Source organism: Alteromonas sp. KUL150 (assembly GCF_009811475.1).
GTDB lineage: Bacteria > Pseudomonadota > Gammaproteobacteria > Enterobacterales > Alteromonadaceae > Alteromonas > Alteromonas gracilis.
The window spans coordinates 85,062-111,299 of the sequence record NZ_BLIJ01000028.1 but is presented as its reverse complement, the minus strand read 5'-3'; the positions used below and the strand labels follow the sequence as shown (position 1 = coordinate 111,299).

The window sequence follows — 26,238 nt, the reverse complement described above, 5'->3', positions numbered from 1 at the left end:
AAGGAACTAATGATGAAAAACAAATTGAGCGACTTAAATAACCACTTATTTGCACAACTTGAAAGGCTTTCAGATGAAAGTATTACTGGGCATAAATTAGAGGAGGAAGTAATTAGAGCAAAGGCTGTCTCTAATATTGCTAAACACATAATTGGAAATGCAAACACTGTTTTAAAAGCAACAGAGTTGAAGTTAGAGCATGGCCTTAAAGAAACTCCCGTATTGATTGAGGCGCCCAAAGATGTCAGCTAACAAGTATTCAAAAGACCAGCTCGACTTCTTAAAGCAGGAATACCCAGTACTCCCACTAAAATCGCTCACTGAAGCATTTAATAAAAAGTTCAACCTTTCAAAGAGCGAGTCACAGATTAGGGGCTGTCTTAGAAACCATAAAATTCGCTCAGGTCGAACGGGTAGGTTTGAAAGTGGAACTGCACCATGGAACGAAGGTTTGAAGGGGATTCCTGTTCACGAAAACTCTAAGGCTACTCAGTTTAAAAAAGGCCAAGCGCCTAAAAACGCTAAACCAGTAGGCCATGAGCGAATTTGTAAAAAAGATGACTACGTTCTTATAAAAGTTAACGAGACCAACCCCTATACGGGGGCGGCAACTCGATATAAGCATAAACATATTGTCCTATGGGAACGAGAGAATGGCAGCGTTCCTAAAGATCATGTCGTCATATTCGCTGATGGTAACAAGCGCAATTTCTCTATAGACAATCTAAAACTGGTTCATAGGAAATTGCTACTGCAGCTCAATCGAAACAACTATTCCCAGCAATCAGAAGAGGTTAAGCCAGCAATGCTTAACCTTTCTAAGCTCCAGGTTAAATTGTTTGAAAAATCGAAGGGTGAATGTGATGCAAACTGAAATAGATACAGCCGAAATTGTTGTATGCACTGGCCTGTTAGGCGTGTGCGTTTTAAGTGTCACCTCAGATTCACCAGACACAATCACCGGCGACATCGAGAACTGGGGAACCGACGACTGGCACGACCGCTTACCAAAGCATGTTAAGCCGGAAGAAGGTGTTTACACCATCAAAGCCGAAGTGACTTACCTAGAAGATATCGACGAATGTAAATACAACATTCTAGAAACTTCGTGGAAAGGCAAAGCTAACTAACCCCGTGGACCAGGCGGGCTAATTAATAAAGCAACCAAGGAACTAGCAATGATTGAAGAAAACCCATTTTTACAAGTAGGTTCACTGCGCAACCGAAACAGCAACACGCTTCCTAAGCGCTCGAAAGAACGCAAAAAAGTAACTCGTGAACAGCGCCACCGCATTGAAGACTTTGAGATGGCAAAAAGCATGGGATTAAAGGTGTGGGAGCTTTACGAATGAAAGCCTACGTTCTCATTGGCATTTGCGCAGCAATAAGCTGCGCTTGTGCTGGCGGCCTGTTAGTAGGTATGCAAGTGTCAATTCGCTTGTTTGCCTTCAGCTGCGCTCACGAACCCCAGTGGTTTAGAAGCACAATGCAGCATTTATCAACGGGCCTATTTTACTCTGCAGCTGTTGGCGCTATCTCGCTAATGCTGGTTATTTTTAAGGTGTGATCATGAGTGATAAAAACTTTGACCCGGGTATGAAAGATACTTGTGAATTAAAAGAAGCCTGGGCTGATGGCAAAAAGCTCTACTACGTTGAAGATATACCTGGGCTCTTGGAGCAGATTGCTTGTTTAAATAAGCAACTAGAAAAGGCTAATGAGAGTGTTGCTGAGTTGGAACACGAAAAAGAATCTTTGAATATGAGAGTCTCTAAGCAGAAGGAAGTAATCAAGCGTTATGCAAAAGAGGCGATAGAAACCGCTAAAGCGCAAGAGGCATTCGCCATAGAGAACCAGATTAAAGGCGCAACTCTTTTTTCTTCAAGTGCAAACGAAACTGGGCAATTTGGTTGGTCAGACTGTCAGTGGCTATCAGATTACGCAGAAGAGTTTGCTGAACAACTACGCAAGGAGCAAGACAGTGAATAAGAAGCAAATAAAAGATTTAGCATTATCCAATGGTTTCAAGCTGAAAGAGCAGCCAAGCGGTGAAATGGATTTAAACCCTTACGTCTACGATTTTGCTGATGCGTTACTAGAAAAGGCTAATGAGCGTGTTGGTAAGTTGGAAAAAGAGCGCTCTAACCTGTCAGCAAAGTATAAGAAGAATGTTTCTGTTATAGGAGCTTTTGTATCTGAATTAACAGGCAAAGTAATTATCTTGCCCAAAATGCGAACAAAAGAAGAAATAGAAAAATCGTTCAACAAATTCGCCATAGAGAAGAAGATTGAAGCTGTAAACAAGGTGCTAGGTTCAGAGCGTTTTGAATTAGAGAATAGACCTTTTGATTTTGGCGTTAGAGTTGAGTCTATCGAAATAATTCTAAAAAACTTGGAAATAGAACTAAATTCTGAACAACTACGCAAGGAGCAAGATCATGGGTAATCTTAAAATAAAATGGTTTTTGCGACTTAGCGTGATTGCTTTGGTCGCTTGGGGTCTAGTTGACGCCCCTGATGGAACTATGACTATTGAAAAACATTTAGCAGTATTCATTGTTGTAGGTTTAGGTACATGGCTTTTTTCTTTGGCAGCTGTGTTTTTTCAGGTTGGAAGGATAGGAATGAGGTCAATTCTTAACGAGTTTTTTGGTAGTGACGCAAGAGAAAACGAACAACTACGCAAGGAGCAAGAGTGAAAATTAGCATCCAACTAACAATTGCTGGCTGGCTTACATTGCTAGCCGACATAATCTATGGGCTTCCCCCTGAATTTGGGGCCATAGGCATTCACTGCTTCATAGGCGCTATGATTCTCGCTGAGATTGAAAGGAGAACCAAAGTTTGACACCCGAATAATTCAGGTGTAGTTTTACAGGCACTAAAATATACAAGCGGTAATCCGCACCCGTTAGCTTTTGCGGTTTTTTTGTGCCTGTAAAGCAGTCGCACGCCATAATTTTATCTATGGCGGGTTGAGAGGCGTAATACAATACCCGCAAGGGGAATAGGCCCGGAGCTACTTGTATAGCTTTAGTTGAGACCTGCCACCCATGGTGGCTTCCACTACTTAAATATACAAGAGGTCATTATGACTACATTTCTTAATGCCGAACTAAAGGCAAACAATAATCCGTTCTCTTATTCAAATACCGAAATAAATACCGCCATTGATGAAAATGGTGATGCATTTTTTGTCGCGAAAGAGGTATTTGATGCCCTCGAAATTGCATGGAGAGGGACAAAAAGCCTGCAAAAGCTGCCAGAAACATGGCGAGCTATACGGAGTTTCCGTACCCCTTCTGGCACTCAAGAAACAATTTTCATCAACGAACCTGCGCTTTACATGATCGCATTTCGCTCTAACAAACCTGAAGCCGTTAAATTTACGCAGTGGGTGTGCGAAGAAGTACTTCCGTCTATTCGTAAGCAAGGTTACTTCGGTACATTGCCAGCAAAAGACCTTATTGCGCTGCGCAACCAAAAAATCAAACTCATTCAGGAATTGGTGAATTGTCGCGACCAGTTTGCCAAAAGTGCCTATATCACTACGTTGCGTAACATCTGCAACCAACTGGGTGAACCCATGCCAAACACCGAGCTACTAGGCCAGCAGTTAGAACTAGGGGTGTAATATGGGAAGTCAGAGCCGATATCAAACCGCCTATGAACTAAGCGAATATTTAAAAGGCCTTCAAAGCTTATTTGAAAACATGGATGATGGGCCAGTAGAGCACTTACAGGCGTTTCAGATGGTGCAGCTGCTAAAACCAGCCACCGAGAAAATAGAAATACTGGTAAAAGCCGAACGTTAAACAAACGAAAGCCCACAAATTAAAGTGGGCTTTTTTATTGCGCTTTTTGTTTTTTGCAAATACTTTAGTGTTTTAATCACCAAAGAAAGGGACTTCTCATGAAAGTACTTATTTGCTTAGCGCTATCATTTTTTTTAACCGCCTGTGCCTCTGTAGGCAATAAAATAGACCGAACCTACGTAGACAGAATAGAAAAAGGTGTAACCACTGAGGCTGAAATTAGAGGCCAACTTGGTAACCCTATGTCAGTTGGGGTAAACGCAAACGGCGAAAAAATCATGACATATATGCATGTTGCCTCTAAAGCTAGGCCTGAAAGCTTTATTCCAATTGCTGGTTTGTTTGTTGGTGGCGCTGACTCAGAGACAACAATGTTCATCATTACATTAGATAGTGATACCGGGGTAGTTAAAGACTGGAATTACTCGCAGAGTAATACCGGTGTAAATACAGGTTTGCTAAACGCTAACTAATTATTTAACCAGTCGTTCGCACTGCTCAATAAGGCAGTGCAATGCTGCCGTGTGGTCTGTGCCGGTTTCTTCCATATGAACAAGCATCGATTTAATTGAGGATAAAAGGCTGGATAAAAGAAAGGTGTTTTGCTGCATGTTTATTCCTTTAGTACTGCGCTGTAAACAATTCAATACTATCAGCCTAAAGAAGTACGATCTGTTAATTCAAATCCACATTACTAAACATTTAGCTATAAGCCAGGCTATTCATATTATTTTTTGCTGACTAACTTAAGTAAGTAATGAGTAAAACTATCTAAAGTTCTATACCTCACACTGGGCCTACACGCGCAGCACCACATTTGAATAGTTTTTAGTTTTAACCCCTCTATTGCCGATGGTTTATTATTTTCAATAGCTACAACCGTTTCCCTGCTAATACACAGCTTTTCTGCTATCTGTTGTTGAGTAAGCCCAGCTTCCCTGCGTAAAGCTCTTAATTGCTTCCCGTCAAACGACGGTGGCAGGCAAATCATGTGTACCTCACTGCCAAACCGAACCCTACGAATTAAAACAGCCGAACAGGCTGCTGACGCGCATTATTAACATTTTATGCGGGGGCGCAACTATTGGACATTGGACATTTGAAGCATTTATCCTGCTTTTATCACCTATGCTTCTGTTTTTTATGCTTTATTTTTTATTGCGCTTTTTATTGCTGTCAGTTTTGTTGGTTTTTCTGTCCGTTTTCAGCCTTTTTCTGTCAGTTTTGTTGTTTTCTGCTTTTCATCGTTTCTCTTATTATTATTATTTTTCTTTAAGAATTAATAAGATAAAGAAATATAGATAAAAGGGAGATGTCCAGTTTTAAAATCGTCACTGGTCGGAACTGTCCGAAAAAAAAGAGCATGTCCGTAAATTTTGGACAGTTTTGGACAGTGCTTTGCCCTTGTTCTGCGCGGCCTGCATCGCTAAAAAGGGGTAAATGTCCAAATGTCCGTGAAAATATGCCCCTGGGGATCCTTTAAAATGCAGATATTGGTGAATGAGTGGTTGCAGTTTAAACAGCTGAATGAAGGCCGTTCAGCCGAAACTATTAAGAAGTACCGCTATTATCTAACGCTCTATCTCGCATTTTGCGAAAAGTCGCTAGTTGACCCTTACGAACCTAAACAGCTGCAGCTTGAACAGTTTACTGGGTTATTCCTGCATCAAATGAAACTGGTACCGCAAAGCCGACGAACTGCAGTGGCTGCATTGCGTGGATTTTATGAATACCTATTTAATAAAGGCCATACACACGTCAATTTTACCGCCTCATTACCTTACCCAGCCTCTTCGCAGAAAATCCCCGTTGCTATGGGCCTGCGTTATTTCGAGCAGCTGCTACAAAGCTGTGACCTGGAAACATTTATTGGTATACGAGACGCTGCGATTATTGCGCTAATGGGTGGCTGTGGTTTGCGTTTGGCTGGTATTGTGTCGCTAAACCTCTCTAATATTGTTTCTTATGAGCACGACGGTGTTGAACGTTTAGCTATTCGCGTTGTTGAGAAAGGGAAGAAAGAACGGCAGGTTCCTTTGCCTATGGAAGTGCAACTATTCCTGCGTGTTTATATCGGCCATCCTGATTTACGCCATATCGACCGCACACTACCCAATGGTGATCAGGTGTTATTCATCAGCACTAATAACCGTAGAGTTAAGCCCTGGGATTATTACGGTGAAAACAGAAGAATATCACCGCGCACTATTCAGAAAATGATTCATAAACGAGGCATTGCAGCTGGCGTTCCTACCAATCAGGCTCACCCTCATGCACTACGACACCTTACTGGTACCGAATACGCAGAGGAAGACCTAGACATTATTACCCGTCAAACTCTGCTAGGCCATAGCGACCCTAAGACCACAGAGATATATACTCAACTCGCATTACGTAAGCTAACCAAGCAAGTCGATAAGGGTAATCCACTAGGAAAGATTTCTACTGCAGTAACGCCACTCCTCAACGCCCTGAAGAAATAACCTCTCACTGTCACCATAGCGCTGGGCCAATTACCCCAGCGCTAAAGCAAATCCCTCTCTCACCAGAACCTAAAATTTACCAGAAAGCTTTACACAGACACGCCTTTGGTTCTTTTCTGGTGCGTGGAAATTATATAGTCTGTACCACCAACTAATAGATAATGAATGTTTGAGGGTGTGCGCAGCAACCCTTGAAACTCTCTTTTTAAACGGACAATAGCACTTTGGTTCGCGGGAACTCTTACTGCGCTTTATATACAAAATACGCAATACACAACCAAAACCACACGATAGAACACAGCCTGTAGCCACACTCATTTAATAAAAAGCGCAATAAAAAATAGAAATACAACTTAAACACACACTTACTGTACGAATATCCTGCAATCTACCTGCATCATGCATTATCATTAGAAGGGGTGGGGGCTCGGCAAGTATAAGGGCTTTCTCAGATAGGGTAGGGTGGGTACCAGCATATCTGCACTGATTTTAAACTTCGTTATAAGGCAAAAATCATGAGTGAAAGCGCGGCTGAAATAAATTCGCTGAAAATGGCCGAACTGAATAAGCTGAACTTACCTAAGTTTTGGCGAGAGATATTACAAATCGCCGGCCCTGATATGTTTATAAAAATCTGGCGTGTCGCCAGCTGCCCCGAAAACCAGTGGAAGCAAGATAAAATTTACGTACCTTCCATTAAGAAGTACCAAGAGTTTCAATGCGTACAAATCATCAAATGCTTCATTGAAAGCAACATGTCCTGCACCGAGATAACCAAAGAACTAGAAAAACATGGAATGTCTCGATCTCCTGATACAATAAGACGAATAGCAAAAAAGTACGAATTGGGGGAAGTACCCCTTAGATAGTGATTTTAGGAACTAACAATGACCACTTGTGTAATATATGCGCGGGTTTCCACTGCGAAACAAGCCGAAAAGGAACTTCCTGTTCAAAGCCAAATAGACAAATGCCTAGCCCACGCTAAATCGCTCGGGGCCGATGTGAAGAAAGTATTCACAGACGAAGGTATCTCTGGCGCCACTGATAACCGTCCTGCATTCCAACAAGCCATTTCATACTGTGAAAACTTCGACGTTGATTATTTTATCTGTTGGAGTACTTCACGCTTTGCCAGGAATGCGCTTGAAGCAAAGCTAAATAAGCGACGATTAGCGAATAGCAGTACCAAGATAAGCTATGTGTCCCAAAACATCGACAAAGGCGATTCTGGCTTTATTTACGAGGGGATTTTAGAGCTATTCGACGAGTACTATTCTCGCCAAGTTTCACAAGACACTAAGCGCTCTATGATCGCAAATGCCCAAAAAGGCTATTTCAATGGTGGCTATCTAACATTTGGGTACCAAGTTGAAAAAGTACTGGGAGAGAAAAATAAGACCAGGCTAGTTCCGAATCCGATGGAAGTTGGCACGGTGAACCGAATATTCGAACTAAAGCTTTCTGGCTATGGTGGAAAACAAATAGCTGAGCTGCTTAACGCTGAAGGGCGTCTTAATCGTGGTAAGAAGTGGAATAAGACTTCAATTCTTGGCTTGCTGCGCAACGAACGTGTGGTTGGCCGCATCGCTTTCGGTAAAAAAGGCCGCGACGGCTCACTGCCTCGTTCTGAATGGATAGTGGTAGACAGTCACGAACCGATTGTTTCTTACGAACTTTACGACGCTGTGCAGCAAACAATGGATAGCCAAACCCAAAAAGCGGTGCAAGAGGGTGGTTCACCCAAAAGTACTCGTTTCTTTACTGGCCTATTGAAATGCGGCAAATGCGGCAAGTCGATGAAGATAGAAAAGGCGAAAGGCGCGACGAAGACTTACTACTATTACAACTGCAGCACTAAACAGGCTGGTTTGGGCTGTGAAGACCGTAGAATCAATTCAGCCATATTCGACCCTTGGATGACTGATGTTATCTGCGCAGAAGTGCTTACAGAGCGAAATTTGAAAGACTTGCTATTGCAGCTTAACGACCTGTGCGGCTCTTGGGCGCAAAAAAAGCGAGACAGATGCAACGAAATTGTTCAGCAAATTAAAGAGTATGAGCGTAAGAACTCGCGCTTGTATGAACTACTGGAAGACGATACAGGAATTTACAACGTGCAAGACCTTGCACCTCGTTTACGTTCTAACAACGAAACGATTAGGAAATTAAATACTGAATTAGCCGTGGCCGAAACGGAAAAACCACCACAGTTGGAAATTTCTGAAACTGACCTTACCGAATTGAGCGAGTTGCTGGTTGATATCATCAAAACCACCAATAACCCGGGTAAAGTTCGTGAATTCTTTAAGACGTTTATTCACAGCATTACGCTGCAAGACAATGAAATTAAAGTGAAATACAGACCGGAGGCACTTATTACTGTGAACTCTGAAATAGTTCCCAGTGAGAGAAAGTGGCTCCCCCTCCCCGACTCGAACGGGGGACCTGCGGATTAACAGTCCGTCGCTCTAACCAACTGAGCTAAGGGGGAATCGACACCTAAGTTGTTTGCTGAAGTTGGCTCCCCCTCCCCGACTCGAACGGGGGACCTGCGGATTAACAGTCCGTCGCTCTAACCAACTGAGCTAAGGGGGACCTGTGCTTCAACGGAGGCGAATATTAAAGACGTACTTAGGAACTGTCAACAACATAAATGAAATATTTGTTCTGACTGCGCAAAAAATAGCTTTTTGAGGCTTTTGTGCTTATTTTGTCGTCAATCTAGTGAAAGCGGTGATTAATAAGTGCGCATTGTTAGACAATGATGAGTGATGAGCGTTTTTTGGAATTTAAATGATGTGATTTACAATCTTTTTTTAATATTTATTTATGTCTTTCTTCTATAACTAAATAGAATAAAAAAAACCTTCCATACTGTTATTATGTACAGCATTTAATAAATCTGTAACCTGTACCCGAGGATTAAAAGGTTAGTCGTCACTTACGTGTTATCGAATTAACTGAGCACAAAATCGCGCCAAATATGGTCTGGCGTTAGTTATCCACTAAATCTGTGGATAACTATGTTGATAGCTTAAATTTTGTGAGTGCCTTTGTTAGATCGGGGGGCATTTGATCTATGACACTTATTAAAGTGTGGTGATAATAATTATTTTTTATCAGAGGGTTATGGCTAATTTTATGATCGTGAATCTTGATCGAACATGATCGATTGAACAAAAAGTAGCTTGTGTGTTAATTCAACGAATGTCTAAATGCTACTCAGTAAAATCCATCTTATTTCTCAATATCTTACATTTCATTAACATGTGAGGTTGTCAATTGTACGCGCTGTATGATCCTGAGAATGCCGTGGTGAGCGTAAATAATAAGTAGTAAAAATGAAACGGAACAGAAATTAAACTGTAATTAAGGTAGCAAGGTGTTTCTAGCTTCACTTTGCCGAAAATCGATTGTTGGGTCTGCATTGTTAGCAAAATTATCAAATTTACGTATTTTGATAAGTAAAAGTGGTATTACAAACAGCGCTCTCATCGTTTGATTTGTTTGTCGAATACACATAGCTATATATATCCTGCTCTTTTACACTAACGCGCAATTGATTACAGGATTTTAGTTTGCTGGAGCTCAAGTGATAAAAAATAACGCTAAACCACGTACTTCTGACCTATTGGAGGAAGATATTGGTGTTACGTTAAAGCGTATGACCATTCCCATGATATTGGGCATGGTAATGATGATGAGTTTTGGGCTTATCGACACTTTCTTTGTGAGTTTATTAGGCACCGATCCGCTCGCTGCAATTAGTTTCACTTTTCCCGTCACGTTCACAGTAATAAGTTTAAATATTGGATTAGGCATTGGTACGTCTGCAATTATCGGGAAGCTACAGGGCAGCAAACAAATAACGAAGTCTCAGCATTATGCAACCGGTTCTTTAATGTTGTCTGTATTACTCGTCGGAGCGTTAGCAGTGATAGGTCTTTTTACTATAGAGCCTGTTTTCGAATTGCTGAATGCCACAGATAACCTTATGCCTTATATCTCCGACTATATGGGGTTATGGTATTTATCAAGCATTTTCTTGGCTATGCCTATGGTGGGAAATAGCGTGTTGCGTGCCTGTGGAGATACGCGAACGCCAAGTATTGTTATGGCAGCTGGTGGTGGGCTTAATGCATTGCTTGACCCTATTTTTATTTTTGGGTTTGGCCCTATTCCGGCAATGGGTATAAAAGGCGCTGCACTTGCTACTTTTATCGCATGGATAGTGGGCGCCCTTTGGATACTCCATATTTTAGCTGTCCGTCGCAAGTTGATGCTGCCCCGATTGCTAACTCTCAATGAGTTACGTGACAGTAGCCGAGAGATTTTGAAGATAGGATTACCTGCTGCCGGCGCTAACATGCTTACTCCTATAGCCGGTGGAGTCATGACAGCAGTTGTGGCTAGTTATGGCGCTGAAGCCGTAGCAGCGTGGGGTGTAGGCAATCGCATGGAGTCAATTGCCAGCATTGTTGTGCTGGCGTTATCCATGACGTTGCCGCCATTTATTAGTCAAAATGTGGGAGCAGGGCAGATTGAGCGAGTCAAGAAAGCATATTCGCTAACCTTAAAATTTGTTCTTGTGTGGCAGTTCATTATCTTTTTGGCTATGTGGGGGCTTTCTAGCTGGATAGCTGTCGTATTTGCTAACGAGGTGGAAGTAAGTGTGCTGATACAGCTTTTCCTAATGATTGTGCCATTAGGTTATGGCATGCAGGGGATAATCATACTGACAAATTCCTCGTTAAACGCTATGCACCGCCCCATGACGGCGTTGCTTTTGAGTGTCATCCGGTTGTTCGTTTTTTTCGTACCCATCAGTGTTGCAGGTAGTTTTCTTTTCGAGCTGAAAGGGTTGTTTGCGGGAACCGTCATCGCGAATATCGCAATGGCATGTGTTTCTCTCGTTGTTTTCAAGCGTGCTGTTGCCGATTTTGAAGCAAAGGCACCAAGTTTATCTGAGCGCTCATTTTGAGATGTCTACTGGTTGTTATAAATCTTTACTGGGGCAGTAAAGGGTCATTAACAGCCAACTCGCAACACGTTTTCGAAAGATGATGTAGTGGGTAGCACGCTGCTTTAACGTATTCAATAAAAGGTTAATTTAATGAGTAGAGGGTTCGAGCTTCATTCGAAATATAAGCCGGCAGGTGATCAGCCAAAGGCGATAGAAGCTTTAGTAGATGGATTAGACAGCGGGTTGGCCGGCCAAACACTTTTGGGCGTAACGGGGTCGGGTAAGACGTTTACCATGGCTAATGTCATCAATAAGGTGCAGCGCCCCACGCTTATTTTGGCGCATAACAAAACCTTAGCGGCTCAGCTTTACGGAGAAATGAAAGAATTTTTTCCTAATAATGCGGTGGAATATTTCGTTTCTTACTACGATTACTATCAACCTGAAGCCTACGTACCGAGCACTGATACTTTTATCGAAAAAGATGCGTCTATCAACGACCATATCGAACAAATGCGGCTGTCAGCGACCAAAGCGCTGATGGAGCGAAGAGACGTTGTCATTGTAGCCAGTGTATCTGCCATTTATGGCTTGGGCGATCCTGAGTCCTACATGAAAATGTTGTTACATCTACGCCAAGGCGACACCATGGACCAGCGTGATATTTTACGTCGGTTGGCTGAACTGCAGTACAAACGAAATGACCTTGCGTTTGAGCGGGGGACATTTCGAGTTCGTGGCGATGTTATTGATATTTTTCCAGCGGACTCTGAAAAACAAGCCGTGAGAGTTGAATTATTTGATGACGAAATTGACAAAATAAGCCTGTTTGATCCGCTCACGGGGGCTGTAGACAAGTCCGTAATACGCGCAACGGTTTTTCCTAAAACCCATTATGTGACGCCTCGCGAGAAAATTTTAAATGCTATCGAGCATATTAAAGATGAATTGGGTGATAGAAAGAAACAGCTTCAAGAAGCTAATAAATTGATAGAAGAGCAGCGTATCTCGCAGCGTACCCAATTCGATATTGAGATGATGATGGAGCTAGGGTATTGCTCGGGAATAGAAAACTATTCTCGCTACTTATCAGGACGAGCGCCAGGAGAGCCGCCACCAACGTTACTAGATTACTTTCCCGCTGATGGTCTAATGTTCATTGATGAGTCCCACGTAACGGTCTCACAAGTAGGCGCTATGTATAGAGGTGATCGCTCCAGAAAAGAAACACTTGTCGAGTTTGGTTTTAGATTGCCGTCTGCGTTAGACAATCGCCCACTAAAATTTGAGGAGTTTGAGCAAATTTGCCCTCAAACCATCTATGTTTCGGCCACGCCGGGCGATTATGAATTAAAGAAGACGGAAGGCGAAATTGTCGAGCAGGTCGTTCGTCCTACCGGACTTTTAGATCCTATTATAGAAGTTCGTCCTGTAGCCACACAGGTGGATGATGTACTCTCTGAAATTAAGAAGCGGGTGGAGGTTGATGAAAGGGTTTTGATAACCACGCTAACGAAGCGCATGGCCGAAGATTTAAGTGAATATTTAAATGAGCACGGCGTAAAGGTTCGCTACCTGCACTCTGATATAGATACCGTAGAGCGTATCGAGATTATACGTGACTTGCGCTTGGGTAAGTTCGATGTACTTGTAGGGATAAACCTACTGCGAGAAGGTTTAGATATGCCTGAAGTTTCTTTGGTGGCTATTCTAGACGCTGATAAAGAGGGCTTTCTACGCGCAGAACGTTCTCTGATACAAACAATAGGTCGAGCGGCGCGACATGTGAATGGTAGGGCAATACTTTATGCCGATAGCATAACTAAATCGATGCGCAAAGCCATGGATGAAACAGACCGCCGTAGGGAAAAACAAATTGCGCATAACAAGGCGAATAACATTACGCCGATGCGATTAAATAAGCCTATTACCGATATCATGGACTTAGGTGAAAGTGCGCATCCTGCTTCTGGCAAGGTAAGGCTCAGAAAAGTTGAAGAGAAGAAGAAACAACAAAAAGCAGCCAGTGCAACTGACCTTATGGATCAAATCACCGAACTTGAGAAGCAAATGTTTGAATATGCCCGCGAACTAGAGTTTGAAAAAGCGGCATCACTACGAGACGATATTGAATCATTAAGAAAACAAGTAGTAACACTCTCCTAGTTATTTCTTCTACTTAACATAAGGCTGACTGTGGTTTATTGTATGTAAATGAATAACCCCATCAGCCTTACTTTACTCCCCGTCTCTTTTATCTTACCCATCGTTAATTTGCGAATCGGTTCGGTTCAGTTCGTTACCACAGAATTAAGGTTTTTTGCTTTAAATGAGATGAAAAGCCGTAAAATATCGTTGTAATAGCACAATTAGTTTCATATAGTTCTACATTGAGTATCGAAAACTATACCTATAAACAGGTGCTAATATGCTTAACCGTCTTCAGGAATCAGATATAAAGCTACTGCGTGTGTTCTACGCTGTAGCAAGCTGCAATGGATTTACTGCGGCAGAACCCGTGTTGCGAATGCAACGTCCAAATATCAGTGCTGCAATTAAGAAACTGGAAGAACGGCTTGATTTAGTACTATGTCATCGCGGTCGCGGTGGTTTCCAAATGACAAAGGAAGGTGAGGTTGTTTTTCAAGAAACCAAACGCATCTTTAATGCCTTTGATAATTTCGTGTTTAATCTGAAGTCGCTTCATGATGACTACTCTGGTCACATCACTCTAGTATTAATGGCTGGTCTGCCGTTATCTATGCATTTAGCCGTCAGTAAGGCGGTAAAAAGCACGATGAAAAAGTTTGATGATATCCACGTTAATATCCAAACTCGTTTATACAACGAAGTGGAACACGTGGCGCTATCGGGTGAGTGTCACTTGGTAGTATCTACCTACGACATGGTTAAGCCGGAATCTGTGACGTTTCACCCTATAGGTATTAACACTGAAGGACGACTTTATTGCTCGCCAACGCATCCCTTGGCGAAATATCGGGATACTGAATTACCCGAAGGCGTTAAAATAAGTGACTATCCCGCGATCGGTATTTCAGGTTTGTCTTCGGCCAACTATATCGAGGATGAAACAAGATTATCGATACAAACTTTCTCTGACTCTTTCGATGCCGCTATGTCTGCCATTATGACCGGTGAATACGTTGGATTATTGCCTGACTATATGGCTAAAGAGCAGGGCGCTGCACTTGGGCTTGTACCTATTGCGAAAGGAAGTCTATTTAATTTTAGCCACGAATTATTCGTAATGAACGGTAAGAATACCCGCCTGAACCCGGTATTGCGACACTGTATAAAAGAATTAAGCTACTTCATTTCCGAGAGCCAGAAATAGCCGTACAATTTTCAACGGTAACGAATTTTCATAACCGAAGACCCACAAATATGCCTCTCACTTGACGCTCGTTTGTAAAACACAAGATCGTCTTAGTGAGAGGTTTCTTGCTTGGAATTTTTTATTCGTATTCAAGCGGGTCAGTGGCGTTATTTTCTTTAAATGCTTCTAGGCGCTCTTCACAAGCCCCACACTTACCACAGGCTTTTTCTCTGCCGTTATAGCACGTCCACGTTTGTCCGTAATCTAGCCCCATGGAAAGACCATCGGTCAAAATCGCCGTTTTGCTTACGTCAATATAAGGGGTCATGATAGTGACCGGGGTGTAATTAGCGATACCGCAAACGTCATTCATTTTATGAACAAATTCAGGACGACAATCTGGATATATAGCGTGGTCGCCAGAGTGTGCCCCATAGTAGACTTCCTTAGCTTCTAGGCTCACAGCATAGCCCACTGCAAGGGAGAGCAGTATCATATTACGATTTGGCACCACGGTTTGTTTCATGCTCGGCTCTTCATAGTGCCCTTCTGGTACCTCTATATCCGAAGTTAAAGCTGAGCCACCAATCAGGGTATTGATGGCACTGATATCCACAATCTTATGAGGGACATTGAGTGATTCACATACCCTTGCAGCGTAATCAAGCTCTTTTTTGTGGCGTTGACCATAGTCGAAACTGAGGGCGTGAACTTTTTTTCCCTCTTTCAGTGCTTTATGTAACACTGTAAAGGAGTCCATGCCTCCAGAATAAATAACAACAACGTTTTCTGACATAGTTTTTGAAGATTTAAGAAATTATCCCCGAATTTTATGTGATCCTTGGTAAAATCCCAACATACAATCGTTAAAGGGTATCAAATTGTCCGTAATGTCCACGCTAAACATCAATGAGATGTTTGAAACTATCCAAGGTGAAGGTGCCCATACCGGTATTCCTTCCATTTTTGTAAGGTTACAAGGTTGCCCTGTCGGTTGCCCGTGGTGTGATACGAAGCATACTTGGGAAATAAAGGCTGATTTGAGCGTTACGCCAGAGGCCGTAATTAATAAAGGGCAAGAGTCGGAAACCTACTTTATTTCTGATGAAGCGGCCTTATTAGCTCAGTTTTCTATAGAAGGATATGTTGCAAAACACGTGGTTATCACCGGCGGTGAACCATGTATGTACGATTTGCGACCGCTCACCAAGCTACTTCACGATAATGGGTACTCTACGCAAATCGAAACCAGCGGTACGTTCGAAGTGCTTTGTGATCCACGTACTTATGTGACAGTGTCGCCAAAAATAAATATGAAAGGCGGTTATGATGTATTAGTCAGTGCTCTTGAAAGAGCCAATGAGATTAAGCATCCTATTGCCATGCAAAAGCACATCGATGAACTTGATGCGCTGCTTGCTAATGTGTCTTCCCTTGAAGGAAAACAGGTGTGTTTACAACCTATTAGCCAGCAAAAGCGAGCGACGGAGCTTGCAGTTAAGACTTGTATTGAGCGAAACTGGCGACTATCGTTACAAACACACAAGTATATTGGTATCGAGTAAATGTCAGTTCAAAAGACCAACTTATGGCGCTGCGAAAATGGTTAATCTAAACCTGTTTAGAAGGGTTAACCTTCTGTTTTGTGTTCTATGTGGCCTGCTTACAGCGTCTTATGTGCAGGGGGCGCTGTGGACTATCAACTATCCTCGTCCTATTGACGACTCAGATGCGCGTGCACAATACCCAATCGCTTTATTAAAACTTGCCCTAGATAAAACAGGCGTAAATTACGAGCTACGTCCGTCAGACAGGATCCTTCTGACAGGAAAAGCGATGCGTCAACTTCGCGAAAATAGAGAAGTTAACGTGGTGTGGAGCATGACTGATAGTCAGCGAGAAAAGGAATTAACGCCTATCCGTATTCCCATTGCAAAAGGACTAATTGGGCTTCGGGTGTTCGTTATAAACAAAAATAAAAAGTCGAAGTTTGAAAACGTATTGTCTCTTAATGATTTGCGTAAACTGACTCCTATTCAGGGCGAAGAATGGCCAGATACAAAAATTCTTCAGGCGAACGGCTTTAACGTATTCACAGTGCCAGAGTTTCGGGAGGCCTATGACCTGATAGGGCAGAGCAAGGGCGATATTTTTCCTCGTTCAGTGATTGAAGTTAACGCTGAACTTGAGGCTGAAGGCCCGGGTAGTAATCTCTATCTTGAACCATCCATGGCATTGTATTACCCAACGGCAATGTACTATTTTGTGAGTTTAAACAACAAAACATTAGCAAACTTAATAGAGACGGGTCTACAAAGAGCCATAGATGATGGCTCATTCGATGAGTTATTTAATTCAACCTACGCACCTATTTTAACATCGTTAAATATGGAAGAGAGAACCGTTTTTTCGCTAGAAAACCCTCTACTGCCAGTTGAAACACCGTTGTCGAATCCAGCCCTTTGGTACAAGCAGAATAAAGAAGAATAGCGGTTTCTTAATGCCCTTTAAAAATGAAAAAACGCGGCACAGGCCGCGTTTTTCTTTTGTTCTTTAAATGTTCAATAGCCGTTACGATTCGCCTGAGTGAACACCTTTCATTGAACGACCTGATGGGTCAGCATTGTTTTTAAAGCTTTCGTCCCACTCTAGTGCCTCTGCCGTACTACACGCAATTGACTTACCGCCGGGTACGCAGCGCGCTGCACTTTCTTGAGGGAAGTAGCTCTCGAAAATTGTGCGGTAGTAGTAGCCTTCTTTAGTGTCAGGCGTGTTAACTGGAAAGCGGAACTCAGCGGTAGCAAGCTGTTGATCTGTGACTTCGTTTTCTACGAAGTCTCGAATTGAGTCAATCCACGAATAACCTACACCGTCACCAAACTGTTCTTTCTGACGCCACAATACTTCTGCAGGTAATGTCTCGCCGTTATCAAACGCTTTGCGAAGGATCCACTTCTCCATTTTTCCATCTATGCACATTTTATCCTGCGGGTTTAAGCGCATGGCGACGTCAATGAAGTTTTTGTCTAAGAATGGAACACGTGCTTCTACACCCCATGCAGAAGTGGCCTTGTTAGCACGTGCACAGTCAAACATATGCAGGCGGTCAAGTTTACGTACCGTTTCTTCGTGGAATTCTTTGGCGTTTGGCGCCTTGTGGAAATACAGATAACCACCAAAGATTTCGTCAGAGCCTTCACCTGAAAGCACCATTTTAATGCCCATCGCTTTGATTTTGCGGGTCATTAGGTACATAGGGGTGGCGGCACGAATGGTGGTTGTATCGTAGGTTTCTAGATGGAAGATAACATCACGGATGGCATCTAAACCTTCTTGAATCGTAAAATGAATTTCATGGTGAACCGTACCAATCATGTCCGCCACTTTCTTAGCCGCTTTCAGATCAGGAGCACCTTCAAGGCCTACAGCGAAGCTGTGCAGACGCGGCCACCACGCATCGGTTTTGTCTTCGTCTTCAACGCGCTTCGCCACATATTGTGCAGCTACAGCAGACACTAACGACGAGTCTAAACCACCAGATAACAACACCGCGTAAGGTACATCAGACATCATGTGAGACTTTACGGCTTTTTCAAAAGCAACGCGTAGTTCTTCTAAATCGCTCGTGTTGTCTTTTACGTTGTCGTATTCCATCCAGTCGCGTTTGTAATATTTTGTGATTTTTCCTTCTTTGCTCCAGAGGTAGTGGCCAGGAGGGAATTCACTAATTGTCTTACACACCCCAGCTAGCGCCTTCATTTCAGAAGAAACGTAGAAGTTACCGTGTTCATCGTAGCCGGTGTAAAGGGGAATAATTCCAATATGATCACGGGCAATGAGGTAAGCATCTTGCTCTTCATCATATAGGATAAAAGCAAACATACCTTCTAGGTCATCAATAAAGTCCACGCCTTTTTGTTGGAAAAGGGGAAGAATAACTTCACAGTCAGAGCGTGTTTTAAACGGATATTGCTCATCTAAATCAGCTGCCAACTGCTTATGGTTATAAATTTCGCCATTAACTGCAAGAATTTGCTTATCGTTCTGGCTGATAAGAGGCTGCGCACCCGTGTCTACATCGACAATTGCCAGTCTTTCGTGACAAAGAATGGTATTGTCATTATTCCAGATACCCGACCAGTCAGGGCCACGGTGGCGCAATAGTTTAGATAAATCGAGGGCTTGGGTTCTGAGTTCAGACACATCGGTTTTGATATCAAGGATACCGAAAATACCACACATATAACGGATTCTCTCTGTTCACTTGTTGAAAAAAATAATTTGAAGTTTTTTCTGTCGGTACTCGCGTACGAGTGAGCGAAGGATTGTTTTTATTCTTTTATCGCGTGCCTTGAATGTGCCAGTCTGACAGGAAATTGCAAGTACATTATGATGAGAAAATGGAAATACTTATTCCTTTTATCTCAAAATAGCGTTTTATTAACATTTTTATCCTATTTACGCCGTTAGATGCGACACATTTATATCGTGAAATGAAGAATGCTGGCGTTTTTATAGGCTATTGGAATGATTGAGAAGCGAAGTTAATTCGAGGGATTAAACGAAAAGGAGCCTTATGGAAGGCCCCTTTCATCATGCTCTATTAAATGCGTAAAGGGTGCATATAACTAATATTTGCGCTGAAACTCGCTTGCTTCATTCCACTTTGGCCACGCATCAGCATTCGCTACGCCCACACCAACATCGAATAACATTTGAGTATCTTGCACTATGCCGCTTAAATCCCAGTCGTCGCGATATTGGTCGCATACTTGGTGATAGCAACCAGTAACAATAACATTCATACGCTTTCTGTATTTCGCAGTTTCTTCATCTGCTGGTTCATTACCGCCTTCAGCATAAAGTGCCGGAACACCCTGTTTGGCGAAGCTAAAGTGATCCGAACGATAGTAGTATCCCGCTTCAGGACGGTCTTCTTGTGTTAGTGAGCGACCTTGCTTTGCAGCGGCTTTTTCAAGGTAGTCTTCCATTTCTGACTTACCCATACCTACTACAGCGACGTTTTTGGTTTTACCCAAAACGTTCATTGCGTCCATATTAATATTAGCAACCGTGTTTTCAATCGGGATCACAGGGTTACTAGCATAGAACTTACTACCCAAAAGGCCTTGTTCCTCAGCAGTTACCACCAAAAATGATACCGAGCGTTTAGGTGCTGGCGTTAAGTTTGAGTAGGCTTTTGCCATGGCTAAGATAGCGGCGGTTCCCGTGGCGTTGTCGTGAGCACCATTGTAAATTTGATCGCCTTCTTTACTTTCGTCTTTACCTAAATGGTCCCAATGTGCGGTATAGATAATATGTTCGTTAGGAAACTCAGCGCCAGGAAGAGTGGCAATTACGTTGTTGCTCTCTGATTTTTTAAACGTATTTTTTACCGTCACTGAAGCTTGGATATCCATAGCCTTGCTATATGGACCTTTCATGGCATTAGCTTTTTCAGTATCGAAATCAAGGCCTGCATCAGCAAACACTTTTTTCGCAGCATCAAGCGTAAGCCAACCTTCAACGGCTACACGGCTTGCTCCTTTGTCAGCGCTTACTAGGCCGTACTGCGGGCCACTCCAGCTATTCGCAACAACTGACCAGCCATAAGAGGCTGGGGCTGTTTCGTGAATAATAATAGCGCCAGCTGCGCCCTGACGGCTAGCCTCTTCATATTTGTAGCTCCAGCGACCATAGTAGGTCATAGTGGTGCCTTGGAACTTACCGCTTTCAGGATTTTCGAAACCAGGGTCATTAATAAGCATTACCACTGTCTTGCCTTCGACATCTAGCCCTTCGTAGTCGTTCCAGTCGTACTCAGGTGCGTTAACGCCATAACCAACGAAAACAAGTTCAGAATCTTCAAGTGACACTGAGCTTTGCTCGCGCTTAGATGACGCAACCATTTGCTCTTTATAAACAAAGCTATTGTCTCCGATCGTCATGGTCATGTCTGGATCGGCGGTAATTTCCATTAACGCTACTTTTTGTAAAAAGCTATCACCGTTGCCGGGTTTGAGGCCTGCTTTAGTAAACTCACTGACAAGATAGTCGATGGTTTTCTTTTCGCCTTCAGTGGTGGGTAAACGGCCTTCGAATTCGTCAGAAGAAAGTACTTTCAGGGGCTCGCGAATATCGGCATCTGAAATATTGTTGTAAACACTGTCAAAATTCGAGGCCGCAGGCATTTCCTTTTTGGCGGTTTGATCTTGTGGTGTGCTGTCGCTTGATGGTGTACATGCACTTACGCCTAAAAGAGTAGGTACAAGTAACGGCAAAAACATTTTTTTCATTGTTAGTCTCTGTTTGCTCTACAATACGATTCCAGTATAGAGAAAACCCCAGAGCGAACCAATAGTTGATATGCAATCAGACTCAATACCCTTCTGTAAAGACTACCTAATAAGCCACGCAAGTAAACCGGTTACAGCACTTCTAGAAGAAGTTGGTTTATTAGGTAACAATTATTTTCCCACGCCTGAACTATTGAACCAATTAACAGCGCAACACTATGAGCACTGGCAAGGACCTGCTTTTAAAGGTCAAAGTCAGTTATCAGATGACGACAAGCGTTACTATGAAACGATCATTAGTGAAGACAAGGTAGTACCAACTCGGGAGGGAAGCTGGCACGATTTATTTAATGCACTTATTTGGTTACAGTTCCCTAAAACCAAATCTCTGTTAAATGAGCTGCATATTCGCGATATTAACGAACACGGTGTAAGCCCTAGAACGGCTCGCCGCAATCGCATTACTCACTTCGATGAATGTGGTGTAGTGCTTGCGATAGAAGAACCCAAGCAAGCTACACTAAACAGTGTTGGTCTTGAAAGGGAGCATGATAGCCGACAACATTATGTTGAATCGTTAGAGGCCTTTTTGCAGAGCCTTGCTGCCCACAAATGGGAACAAAGCTTTTTAAACCATCGAGAGCGATGGCATAGTGAAGTCACGCCATTTATTTTCGGACACGCGAATTTGGAAATGATGCTAAACCCATTTATAGGGCTTACGGGAAAATGGCTGGCGGTTTCGGTTCCTTGCGGTTTTAGCAAACTGGATAAATGGCAACAGCGCTTGGTATTAGACAACGCATTGATACTGCGTATTGAAGCGCTAGATTATTTTCAATCTGCACCTCTTTTGAAGCCTTTGCCTCTGCTTGGTGTACCTTTGTGGCACAGCCAACAAGATGAAATGTTTTATCAGAATAAAGACTATTTTAGACCGCTACGTGAGGGAAGTAAGTCGACAATTCAGCTACCCTTGTGGTCTTAAGCGTGTTGCGCACTGACACTTTGGCTTGTGAACTGTGTGTTTTTTACACTTGGCTTTTAAGGCTTAGTTTTTGATACTTTGCTATTGAGAGCTTAGCGCTGTCCGAGTTTTTATCGGAAACAGCGCCAACTAATAGCCAAATGGAAGCGGGCTATAAAGTGTGTTTTCTTAGAATAGCGCTAAAGCAATCAACCAAATGCCGTAGATAACCACATACGGTGCGCTTGCAATTAGTGCTGCTTTCTTAAGAGGAAAAGACGTCCACTGAGTGATGCCGACAGTCGCTAGATAAATGCCCCAGAAAAGCTCAAGCCTTAGTGCTTGGCCGAAAGCATACCACGGGGAGTCCATGGGAATACTCGCTAAAAAGCCAAGAGATGTAGGTGATAATATTGTTGGAGCAACTTGGTGATCGCCAGTAAATAGCAGCAGTGCTACGCCAACCAAGCCAGTGAGTACATAAGGCATAGAAAGCCACCACGCAAAACCGTACCAGTCCGTAAAGCCGAAAACATGGCTATCATCCGAGCGAGTCATCAAGTTTACGTAAACCGCGTATACCGCATTTACAATGATTGGAACAAAAAAGGCGCCGATTATCGATGACCAAAGTAAGGCGTCTCTAGTGAAAAAGGCTTTCATTTGCTCTTCTTCTGCAGGACTCATATCGCCTTGAGCTGTAATATTCATCTGTGCGAACCAATCAATATCTACAAAGTTTACATATAAATATTGAGATACCAGCGTGATAGCGGTGATCAATATAAATGGCATCCAACTCCAGTTATTGTTTTCACCTATGGCCTTGAACACGCCATTTGGCTTGAAGAATATATCATTACACGCTTGGAAAGGGTTCGATACGTTGTGCATCCCTTGCTCCTTTTACTTCGTTTTATTTTTTGATTCGGGTGCTGTTTAAAGCAGCAGTTAGTTCTGCTTGATTGCTTGTTAACACGCTAATAGTTTTGGCATTACAGATTACTAACGGCTAGGTGTGTTGTACAGCACAAGGTTCTGATAAACGGTATTTATTTGTAAGAGAAGATGAATATAGCTTATTCAACAATGTGTGAAATTGTGAATTCAACAGATAGCAAAAAGGGAAGCAATGAAGTGGCCCACCAATAGTTGGACTATCCAATTACTGGGGACACTTCACAATGCTTCCCTTTATATTAAATACTTACTCAATGTTATAAATAAGTCGCATTCAAAAGTGTAAGCACAATTGCGCTATACAGAAGTGAAATAGGCAGCCCAATTTTTATAAAGTGTGAAAACTTATAATTCGCGGCATTATAAACAAGCAAGTTGGTTTGATAGCCAAACGGCGAGATGAAACTGGCGCTTGCCGCAAAAGCTACCGCCAGCGCAAATGGCATTAATGGCGCACCGATAATCTGAACTAAACCGTAGGCAAACGGGAACATTAACGCCGCAGCCGCATTGTTAGTAACAAACTCAGTTAAAACCAAGGTAAGTAAGTAAATGACTATCAATGCTACGAACCAGTCGGTACCCGACAACACCGGCATTAGTGCTTCCGTGGTCGTGTTGATGACACCTGAATTTTCAAGCGCGCTGGCTAGGCTTAAAGCGCCAACAATTACAACGATCAAATTTAAAGGTAAGTTTCGCTTCATTTCACCGTTTGACGTTACTTTCACACCAATCAGCGTAGCTGCTAAAAACAACAAGCCAATAGCCAGCGAAATCATGTCTGCAGCAGCAAGTAAAACTGTGGTCAGGAAGCCGCCAAGGGTAATCCATTCTTGCTTGTTCGTTAATGGGCGGGCGATTTTTTGCTCTGACAAAATAAAAAAGTTTTTATTCAAATTTTGACGAGTGGCAAAGTCTGGGCCCGTGGCTAAAAGTAAGAAGTCACCCGATTGAAGTTTTATTTCTCCAAGTTTACCTGAAAGCTGCTCACCATCACGTCGTATGGCTACAACGGCGGCATCAAATAGCGCTCTAAAACCAAGTTTTTTGATCGTTTGACCAATTACCTGAGCGCGATTGGCCACTACCACTTCGGTTAAGCTCTCGCGCAGCACACCATCGGTCTCTGCAAACATGCTCAAACCTTTAATGTGGCTAAGGTTTTCAAGTTTTTGAACATTGCCAGAAAAAATCAGCTTGTCGTTTTCAAGAATAACTAAGTCTGGGCCTACAGGAGATATCAGATTGCCATTGCGAACCACTTCTACCAAAAAAAGTTCTGGCAGATTACGCAGGTGGTTCCGTTCGACGGTTTTGCCAATTAGCTCTGAACCAGGCTCAACTTCGGCTTCAACCATGTACTCGTGATAGTTGTTACTTTTATTGCCAATATGAGGCAGCAATGGAAGCAACAAAAACATAAGTAGACCACAGCTCAGGCCCGCTACGGTGCCATAAAGTGTGAAGTCAAAAAAGTTAAAGCCCGGATGCCCGTGTTCTTGTAAAAAACTATCGACGATTAGGTTGGTAGAGGTACCGATTAAAGTAACCGTCCCGCCTAAAATAGCCGCATATGATAGCGGTATGAGTAATCGGGAAGCAGGGTGATATTGGTTCTGTTTTACAGGACCAATGAGGCTTGCCACAATTGCCGTATTATTAAGCAGTGCAGAGGATATAAAGGTTAGTGAAAATAGTCGCCAGTAGGATTGCGTGAAGTTAGCACTTACTAGTTTTCTACCAAGGCGTTTTATCAGTGCGGTTTTATCTATGGCGCTACTTACTAAAAGTAACAGAACAAGGGTGATAAGACCCTTGTTGGTCAAATTTAGCAAGATGTCATCAAGAGATAACTGCTGGGTAACCAGTAAAGCTAATACTGCACCTGAAAACACAGTAGAAGGGCGCTGACTGGTAAAAATCAGCGCACATATCGTACTGGCAAAAATTGCCAGTACGATGAACTGGGTCACATCCATATTGCTCCAGTCCTGCTTATAGTTTACTAATATCCACAGAGTTCCAATGCGGGAAGTGCTTACGTACTAAGGCATTGAATTCAAGCTCAAACTCAGAGAAGTTAGGCGAGGTATGCTGTGCATCACCGGCTATTTCGTCGATGACCATACCTGCACCCACTGTACCATTGGTCAAACGATCAATAACGATGAATGAGCCGGTAGGGCGGTTGCGCTTATACGGGTCACAAGCTACCGGCTGGGTAAATTTCAAATCCACCACGCCAATCTCATTGAGATTAAGGTGCATAGCATCCGTTTCTTCCAACGTGTTCACATCAATTTGATTATCGATATGAGCTACAACGCCTGGTGTAGATTTGGTCGCAAACTTAAACAAGTATTGCTTGTTTGGCATTAGTGGCTCTTCAGACATCCAAACAAGGTGTGATTTAAATTGCGTGTTTAGCAATGGCAAGTTATCTGATTTTACAATCATATCGCCACGAGAGATGTCAATTTCATCTTCTAGCGTCAGCGTAACCGCTTGAGGTACGTAAGCGCGTTCTTGGTCCCCTTCAAACGTAACGACTTGCTTCACCTTTGATTTCTTACCAGAAGGTAGTGCCGTCACTTCGTCGCCGGGTGCAACTTGGCCAGATACTACAGTACCTGCAAAACCACGGAAGTCTAAGTTAGGACGGTTAACGTATTGAACTGGAAAGCGGAAGTCTTCATGGTTGTCGTCTTCACCGATTTCGATGTTTTCCAACATTTCCATTAATGGTGTGCCGTCAAACCATGGAGTATGTTCGCTTTTACCCACTACGTTGTCGCCTTCAAGGGCAGAAATAGGAACGAACTGAATATCAGGAATATCAAGCTGTTCAGCAAACTTCAGGTAGTCTTCCTGTATTTGTTTGTACACTTCTTCTGAATAGTCCATCAAATCCATTTTGTTGATAGCAACAATAACGTGTTTGATACCCAAAAGAGATACCAGGAACGAGTGACGTTTAGTTTGAACTTTAACACCGCCACGAGCATCAACAAGAATAATAGCAAGGTCACACGTAGACGCGCCAGTTACCATGTTGCGGGTGTACTGCTCGTGCCCTGGAGTATCGGCGATAATAAACTTACGCTTGTCAGTAGAGAAGTAGCGGTATGCCACGTCGATAGTGATACCTTGCTCACGCTCTGACTGAAGACCGTCTACGAGCAGGGCAAGATCAACCTTCTCACCGGTAGTGCCCACTTTTTTGCTGTCTTTAGTGATAGCGGCAAGCTGGTCTTCATAGATCATTTTAGAATCGTGAAGTAAGCGACCAATTAGGGTACTTTTACCATCGTCTACGCTACCGCAGGTTAGGAAACGTAGCATATCTTTCTTTTCGTGTTGCTCTAGGTAAGACAGAATATCCTGTCTTAATAATTCGTTTTCATTGTTCAT

General features: G+C 42.8%; 29 protein-coding genes, 2 tRNA genes and 1 pseudogene. 21 read left to right on the top strand and 11 right to left on the bottom strand.

Features of this window, described 5'->3' with window-relative positions; genetic code table 11:
• Nucleotides 1-12 precede the first annotated feature (12 nt).
• The 12 genes from GVO62_RS05710 to GVO62_RS05655 all read left to right on the top strand — a co-directional run bounded on the left by GVO62_RS05710 (nt 13) and on the right by GVO62_RS05655 (nt 4,288).
• The gene (locus GVO62_RS05710; RefSeq protein WP_159118116.1) at nt 13-252 is read left to right on the top strand and encodes a hypothetical protein; all 240 of its coding nucleotides are present in this window, start codon (nt 13-15) and stop codon (nt 250-252) included.
• A complete protein-coding gene (locus GVO62_RS05705) occupies nt 242-874 on the top strand; it encodes an HNH endonuclease signature motif containing protein (RefSeq protein WP_159118115.1) in 633 nt (210 codons plus the stop codon). Before GVO62_RS05710 ends, GVO62_RS05705 begins: the two co-directional genes overlap by 11 nt.
• A complete protein-coding gene (locus GVO62_RS05700; RefSeq protein ID WP_159118114.1) occupies nt 864-1,130 on the top strand; it encodes a hypothetical protein in 267 nt (88 codons plus the stop codon). The genes GVO62_RS05705 and GVO62_RS05700 overlap by 11 nt, the downstream gene beginning before the upstream one ends.
• A gap of 48 nt (nt 1,131-1,178) precedes the next feature.
• Nucleotides 1,179-1,352, top strand: a complete 174-nt coding sequence (locus GVO62_RS05695; RefSeq protein ID WP_159118113.1) for a hypothetical protein — start codon at nt 1,179-1,181, stop codon at nt 1,350-1,352.
• Nucleotides 1,349-1,567: a hypothetical protein gene (locus GVO62_RS05690; RefSeq protein ID WP_159118112.1), complete on the top strand. Its 219-nt coding sequence runs from the start codon at nt 1,349-1,351 to the stop codon at nt 1,565-1,567. The genes GVO62_RS05695 and GVO62_RS05690 overlap by 4 nt, the downstream gene beginning before the upstream one ends.
• Before the next feature lie 2 nt (nt 1,568-1,569).
• Nucleotides 1,570-1,989: a hypothetical protein gene (locus GVO62_RS05685; protein ID WP_159118111.1), complete on the top strand. Its 420-nt coding sequence runs from the start codon at nt 1,570-1,572 to the stop codon at nt 1,987-1,989.
• On the top strand, nt 1,982-2,446 hold the full coding sequence (locus tag GVO62_RS05680) for a hypothetical protein (RefSeq protein WP_159118110.1): 465 nt from the start codon (nt 1,982-1,984) through the stop codon (nt 2,444-2,446). The genes GVO62_RS05685 and GVO62_RS05680 overlap by 8 nt, the downstream gene beginning before the upstream one ends.
• Nucleotides 2,439-2,699: a hypothetical protein gene (locus GVO62_RS05675; protein ID WP_159118109.1), complete on the top strand. Its 261-nt coding sequence runs from the start codon at nt 2,439-2,441 to the stop codon at nt 2,697-2,699. The genes GVO62_RS05680 and GVO62_RS05675 overlap by 8 nt, the downstream gene beginning before the upstream one ends.
• Nucleotides 2,696-2,848 (top strand): hypothetical protein, encoded by a 153-nt coding sequence (locus tag GVO62_RS05670; RefSeq protein ID WP_159118108.1) that lies wholly within the window; start codon nt 2,696-2,698, stop codon nt 2,846-2,848. Before GVO62_RS05675 ends, GVO62_RS05670 begins: the two co-directional genes overlap by 4 nt.
• Before the next feature lie 243 nt (nt 2,849-3,091).
• Nucleotides 3,092-3,634, top strand: a complete 543-nt coding sequence (locus GVO62_RS05665) for a BRO-N domain-containing protein (protein ID WP_159118107.1) — start codon at nt 3,092-3,094, stop codon at nt 3,632-3,634.
• A 1-nt stretch (nt 3,635) separates the two neighbouring features.
• The gene (locus GVO62_RS05660; protein ID WP_159118106.1) at nt 3,636-3,815 is read left to right on the top strand and encodes a hypothetical protein; all 180 of its coding nucleotides are present in this window, start codon (nt 3,636-3,638) and stop codon (nt 3,813-3,815) included.
• Nucleotides 3,816-3,913: 98 nt separating this feature from the next.
• A complete protein-coding gene (locus tag GVO62_RS05655) occupies nt 3,914-4,288 on the top strand; it encodes a hypothetical protein (RefSeq protein WP_159118105.1) in 375 nt (124 codons plus the stop codon).
• On the opposite strand, the gene GVO62_RS05650 is transcribed toward GVO62_RS05655, so the two are convergent.
• A complete protein-coding gene (locus GVO62_RS05650; protein WP_159118104.1) occupies nt 4,289-4,426 on the bottom strand; it encodes a hypothetical protein in 138 nt (45 codons plus the stop codon).
• A 116-nt stretch (nt 4,427-4,542) separates the two neighbouring features.
• Nucleotides 4,543-4,806, bottom strand: a complete 264-nt coding sequence (locus GVO62_RS05645) for a helix-turn-helix transcriptional regulator (protein WP_159118103.1) — start codon at nt 4,804-4,806, stop codon at nt 4,543-4,545.
• 493 nt (nt 4,807-5,299) lie between these two features.
• Here GVO62_RS05645 and GVO62_RS05640 point away from each other — a divergent pair, with 493 nt between their 5' ends.
• From GVO62_RS05640 to GVO62_RS19670, 3 genes and pseudogenes are all read left to right on the top strand, one after another.
• Complete coding sequence (locus GVO62_RS05640; protein ID WP_159118102.1) at nt 5,300-6,298, top strand: tyrosine-type recombinase/integrase; 999 nt, start codon at nt 5,300-5,302, stop codon at nt 6,296-6,298.
• A 515-nt stretch (nt 6,299-6,813) separates the two neighbouring features.
• Nucleotides 6,814-7,167, top strand: coding sequence for a hypothetical protein (locus tag GVO62_RS05635; protein ID WP_159118101.1), 354 nt, complete (start codon nt 6,814-6,816; stop codon nt 7,165-7,167).
• A gap of 18 nt (nt 7,168-7,185) precedes the next feature.
• Nucleotides 7,186-8,193, top strand: a pseudogene (locus tag GVO62_RS19670) (recombinase family protein); the annotation flags it as partial.
• Nucleotides 8,194-8,478: 285 nt separating this feature from the next.
• Here GVO62_RS19670 and GVO62_RS19425 read toward each other — a convergent pair.
• The 3 genes from GVO62_RS19425 to GVO62_RS05615 all read right to left on the bottom strand — a co-directional run bounded on the left by GVO62_RS19425 (nt 8,479) and on the right by GVO62_RS05615 (nt 8,896).
• Nucleotides 8,479-8,622: a hypothetical protein gene (locus GVO62_RS19425; RefSeq protein ID WP_236547080.1), complete on the bottom strand. Its 144-nt coding sequence runs from the start codon at nt 8,620-8,622 to the stop codon at nt 8,479-8,481.
• Nucleotides 8,623-8,715: 93 nt separating this feature from the next.
• Nucleotides 8,716-8,792: transfer RNA gene (locus GVO62_RS05620), tRNA-Asn, on the bottom strand.
• A gap of 27 nt (nt 8,793-8,819) precedes the next feature.
• Nucleotides 8,820-8,896 (bottom strand) — tRNA-Asn (locus GVO62_RS05615).
• Nucleotides 8,897-9,893: 997 nt separating this feature from the next.
• Between GVO62_RS05615 and GVO62_RS05610 the strand changes: the two genes are divergently transcribed.
• The 3 genes from GVO62_RS05610 to GVO62_RS05600 all read left to right on the top strand — a co-directional run bounded on the left by GVO62_RS05610 (nt 9,894) and on the right by GVO62_RS05600 (nt 14,619).
• The gene (locus GVO62_RS05610) at nt 9,894-11,282 is read left to right on the top strand and encodes an MATE family efflux transporter (protein ID WP_173359490.1); all 1,389 of its coding nucleotides are present in this window, start codon (nt 9,894-9,896) and stop codon (nt 11,280-11,282) included.
• A gap of 132 nt (nt 11,283-11,414) precedes the next feature.
• Nucleotides 11,415-13,430 carry an excinuclease ABC subunit UvrB gene (gene uvrB / locus GVO62_RS05605; RefSeq protein WP_159118100.1) on the top strand — a complete coding sequence of 672 codons (2,016 nt, stop codon included), beginning with the start codon at nt 11,415-11,417 and terminating at the stop codon, nt 13,428-13,430.
• Between the two features lie 262 nt (nt 13,431-13,692).
• Nucleotides 13,693-14,619 carry a LysR family transcriptional regulator gene (locus tag GVO62_RS05600; RefSeq protein ID WP_159118099.1) on the top strand — a complete coding sequence of 309 codons (927 nt, stop codon included), beginning with the start codon at nt 13,693-13,695 and terminating at the stop codon, nt 14,617-14,619.
• A 121-nt stretch (nt 14,620-14,740) separates the two neighbouring features.
• On the opposite strand, the gene queC is transcribed toward GVO62_RS05600, so the two are convergent.
• Nucleotides 14,741-15,397 (bottom strand): 7-cyano-7-deazaguanine synthase QueC, encoded by a 657-nt coding sequence (gene queC, locus GVO62_RS05595; protein WP_159118098.1) that lies wholly within the window; start codon nt 15,395-15,397, stop codon nt 14,741-14,743.
• Between the two features lie 94 nt (nt 15,398-15,491).
• Here queC and queE point away from each other — a divergent pair, with 94 nt between their 5' ends.
• Both queE and GVO62_RS05585 read left to right on the top strand, forming a co-directional pair.
• Entirely contained in the window at nt 15,492-16,166 is a 675-nt protein-coding gene (gene queE, locus GVO62_RS05590) for a 7-carboxy-7-deazaguanine synthase QueE (RefSeq protein WP_159118195.1), read from the top strand.
• A 37-nt stretch (nt 16,167-16,203) separates the two neighbouring features.
• A complete protein-coding gene (locus GVO62_RS05585) occupies nt 16,204-17,091 on the top strand; it encodes a transporter substrate-binding domain-containing protein (protein WP_236547079.1) in 888 nt (295 codons plus the stop codon).
• A gap of 81 nt (nt 17,092-17,172) precedes the next feature.
• Here the strand turns inward: GVO62_RS05585 and asnB are convergent, their stop codons facing one another.
• Both asnB and GVO62_RS05575 read right to left on the bottom strand, forming a co-directional pair.
• Nucleotides 17,173-18,843 carry an asparagine synthase B gene (gene asnB, locus GVO62_RS05580; RefSeq protein ID WP_159118097.1) on the bottom strand — a complete coding sequence of 557 codons (1,671 nt, stop codon included), beginning with the start codon at nt 18,841-18,843 and terminating at the stop codon, nt 17,173-17,175.
• A 386-nt stretch (nt 18,844-19,229) separates the two neighbouring features.
• Nucleotides 19,230-20,897 carry a M28 family metallopeptidase gene (locus GVO62_RS05575; RefSeq protein WP_159118096.1) on the bottom strand — a complete coding sequence of 556 codons (1,668 nt, stop codon included), beginning with the start codon at nt 20,895-20,897 and terminating at the stop codon, nt 19,230-19,232.
• A 70-nt stretch (nt 20,898-20,967) separates the two neighbouring features.
• Here GVO62_RS05575 and GVO62_RS05570 point away from each other — a divergent pair, with 70 nt between their 5' ends.
• Entirely contained in the window at nt 20,968-21,885 is a 918-nt protein-coding gene (locus tag GVO62_RS05570) for a DUF3025 domain-containing protein (protein ID WP_159118095.1), read from the top strand.
• Nucleotides 21,886-22,053: 168 nt separating this feature from the next.
• Here GVO62_RS05570 and GVO62_RS05565 read toward each other — a convergent pair whose 3' ends face one another.
• From GVO62_RS05565 to cysN, 3 genes are all read right to left on the bottom strand, one after another.
• Nucleotides 22,054-22,758 (bottom strand): YIP1 family protein, encoded by a 705-nt coding sequence (locus tag GVO62_RS05565; RefSeq protein WP_159118094.1) that lies wholly within the window; start codon nt 22,756-22,758, stop codon nt 22,054-22,056.
• Between the two features lie 323 nt (nt 22,759-23,081).
• On the bottom strand, nt 23,082-24,806 hold the full coding sequence (locus GVO62_RS05560; protein WP_159118093.1) for an SLC13 family permease: 1,725 nt from the start codon (nt 24,804-24,806) through the stop codon (nt 23,082-23,084).
• Nucleotides 24,807-24,822: 16 nt separating this feature from the next.
• A complete protein-coding gene (gene cysN, locus GVO62_RS05555) occupies nt 24,823-26,238 on the bottom strand; it encodes a sulfate adenylyltransferase subunit CysN (protein WP_159118092.1) in 1,416 nt (471 codons plus the stop codon).

What these genes read in the sequence shown, in the direction of transcription:
- GVO62_RS05570 (WP_159118095.1), top strand. Translation starts at nt 20,968, where the DNA reads ATGCAATCAGACTCAATACCCTTCTGTAAAGACTACCTAATAAGCCAC.
- GVO62_RS05705 (WP_159118115.1), top strand. Translation starts at nt 242, where the DNA reads ATGTCAGCTAACAAGTATTCAAAAGACCAGCTCGACTTCTTAAAGCAG.
- GVO62_RS05710 (WP_159118116.1), top strand. Translation starts at nt 13, where the DNA reads ATGAAAAACAAATTGAGCGACTTAAATAACCACTTATTTGCACAACTT.
- GVO62_RS05695 (WP_159118113.1), top strand. Translation starts at nt 1,179, where the DNA reads ATGATTGAAGAAAACCCATTTTTACAAGTAGGTTCACTGCGCAACCGA.
- GVO62_RS05650 (WP_159118104.1), bottom strand. Translation starts at nt 4,426, where the DNA reads ATGCAGCAAAACACCTTTCTTTTATCCAGCCTTTTATCCTCAATTAAA.
- GVO62_RS05665 (WP_159118107.1), top strand. Translation starts at nt 3,092, where the DNA reads ATGACTACATTTCTTAATGCCGAACTAAAGGCAAACAATAATCCGTTC.
- GVO62_RS05645 (WP_159118103.1), bottom strand. Translation starts at nt 4,806, where the DNA reads ATGATTTGCCTGCCACCGTCGTTTGACGGGAAGCAATTAAGAGCTTTA.
- GVO62_RS05585 (WP_236547079.1), top strand. Translation starts at nt 16,204, where the DNA reads ATGGTTAATCTAAACCTGTTTAGAAGGGTTAACCTTCTGTTTTGTGTT.
- GVO62_RS05655 (WP_159118105.1), top strand. Translation starts at nt 3,914, where the DNA reads ATGAAAGTACTTATTTGCTTAGCGCTATCATTTTTTTTAACCGCCTGT.
- GVO62_RS05700 (WP_159118114.1), top strand. Translation starts at nt 864, where the DNA reads ATGCAAACTGAAATAGATACAGCCGAAATTGTTGTATGCACTGGCCTG.
- GVO62_RS05685 (WP_159118111.1), top strand. Translation starts at nt 1,570, where the DNA reads ATGAGTGATAAAAACTTTGACCCGGGTATGAAAGATACTTGTGAATTA.
- cysN (WP_159118092.1), bottom strand. Translation starts at nt 26,238, where the DNA reads ATGAACAATGAAAACGAATTATTAAGACAGGATATTCTGTCTTACCTA.
- GVO62_RS05640 (WP_159118102.1), top strand. Translation starts at nt 5,300, where the DNA reads ATGCAGATATTGGTGAATGAGTGGTTGCAGTTTAAACAGCTGAATGAA.
- GVO62_RS05560 (WP_159118093.1), bottom strand. Translation starts at nt 24,806, where the DNA reads ATGGATGTGACCCAGTTCATCGTACTGGCAATTTTTGCCAGTACGATA.
- GVO62_RS05635 (WP_159118101.1), top strand. Translation starts at nt 6,814, where the DNA reads ATGAGTGAAAGCGCGGCTGAAATAAATTCGCTGAAAATGGCCGAACTG.
- GVO62_RS05660 (WP_159118106.1), top strand. Translation starts at nt 3,636, where the DNA reads ATGGGAAGTCAGAGCCGATATCAAACCGCCTATGAACTAAGCGAATAT.
- GVO62_RS05675 (WP_159118109.1), top strand. Translation starts at nt 2,439, where the DNA reads ATGGGTAATCTTAAAATAAAATGGTTTTTGCGACTTAGCGTGATTGCT.
- queC (WP_159118098.1), bottom strand. Translation starts at nt 15,397, where the DNA reads ATGTCAGAAAACGTTGTTGTTATTTATTCTGGAGGCATGGACTCCTTT.
- GVO62_RS05690 (WP_159118112.1), top strand. Translation starts at nt 1,349, where the DNA reads ATGAAAGCCTACGTTCTCATTGGCATTTGCGCAGCAATAAGCTGCGCT.
- GVO62_RS05565 (WP_159118094.1), bottom strand. Translation starts at nt 22,758, where the DNA reads ATGCACAACGTATCGAACCCTTTCCAAGCGTGTAATGATATATTCTTC.
- GVO62_RS05600 (WP_159118099.1), top strand. Translation starts at nt 13,693, where the DNA reads ATGCTTAACCGTCTTCAGGAATCAGATATAAAGCTACTGCGTGTGTTC.
- asnB (WP_159118097.1), bottom strand. Translation starts at nt 18,843, where the DNA reads ATGTGTGGTATTTTCGGTATCCTTGATATCAAAACCGATGTGTCTGAA.
- GVO62_RS05575 (WP_159118096.1), bottom strand. Translation starts at nt 20,897, where the DNA reads ATGAAAAAAATGTTTTTGCCGTTACTTGTACCTACTCTTTTAGGCGTA.
- uvrB (WP_159118100.1), top strand. Translation starts at nt 11,415, where the DNA reads ATGAGTAGAGGGTTCGAGCTTCATTCGAAATATAAGCCGGCAGGTGAT.
- queE (WP_159118195.1), top strand. Translation starts at nt 15,492, where the DNA reads ATGTCCACGCTAAACATCAATGAGATGTTTGAAACTATCCAAGGTGAA.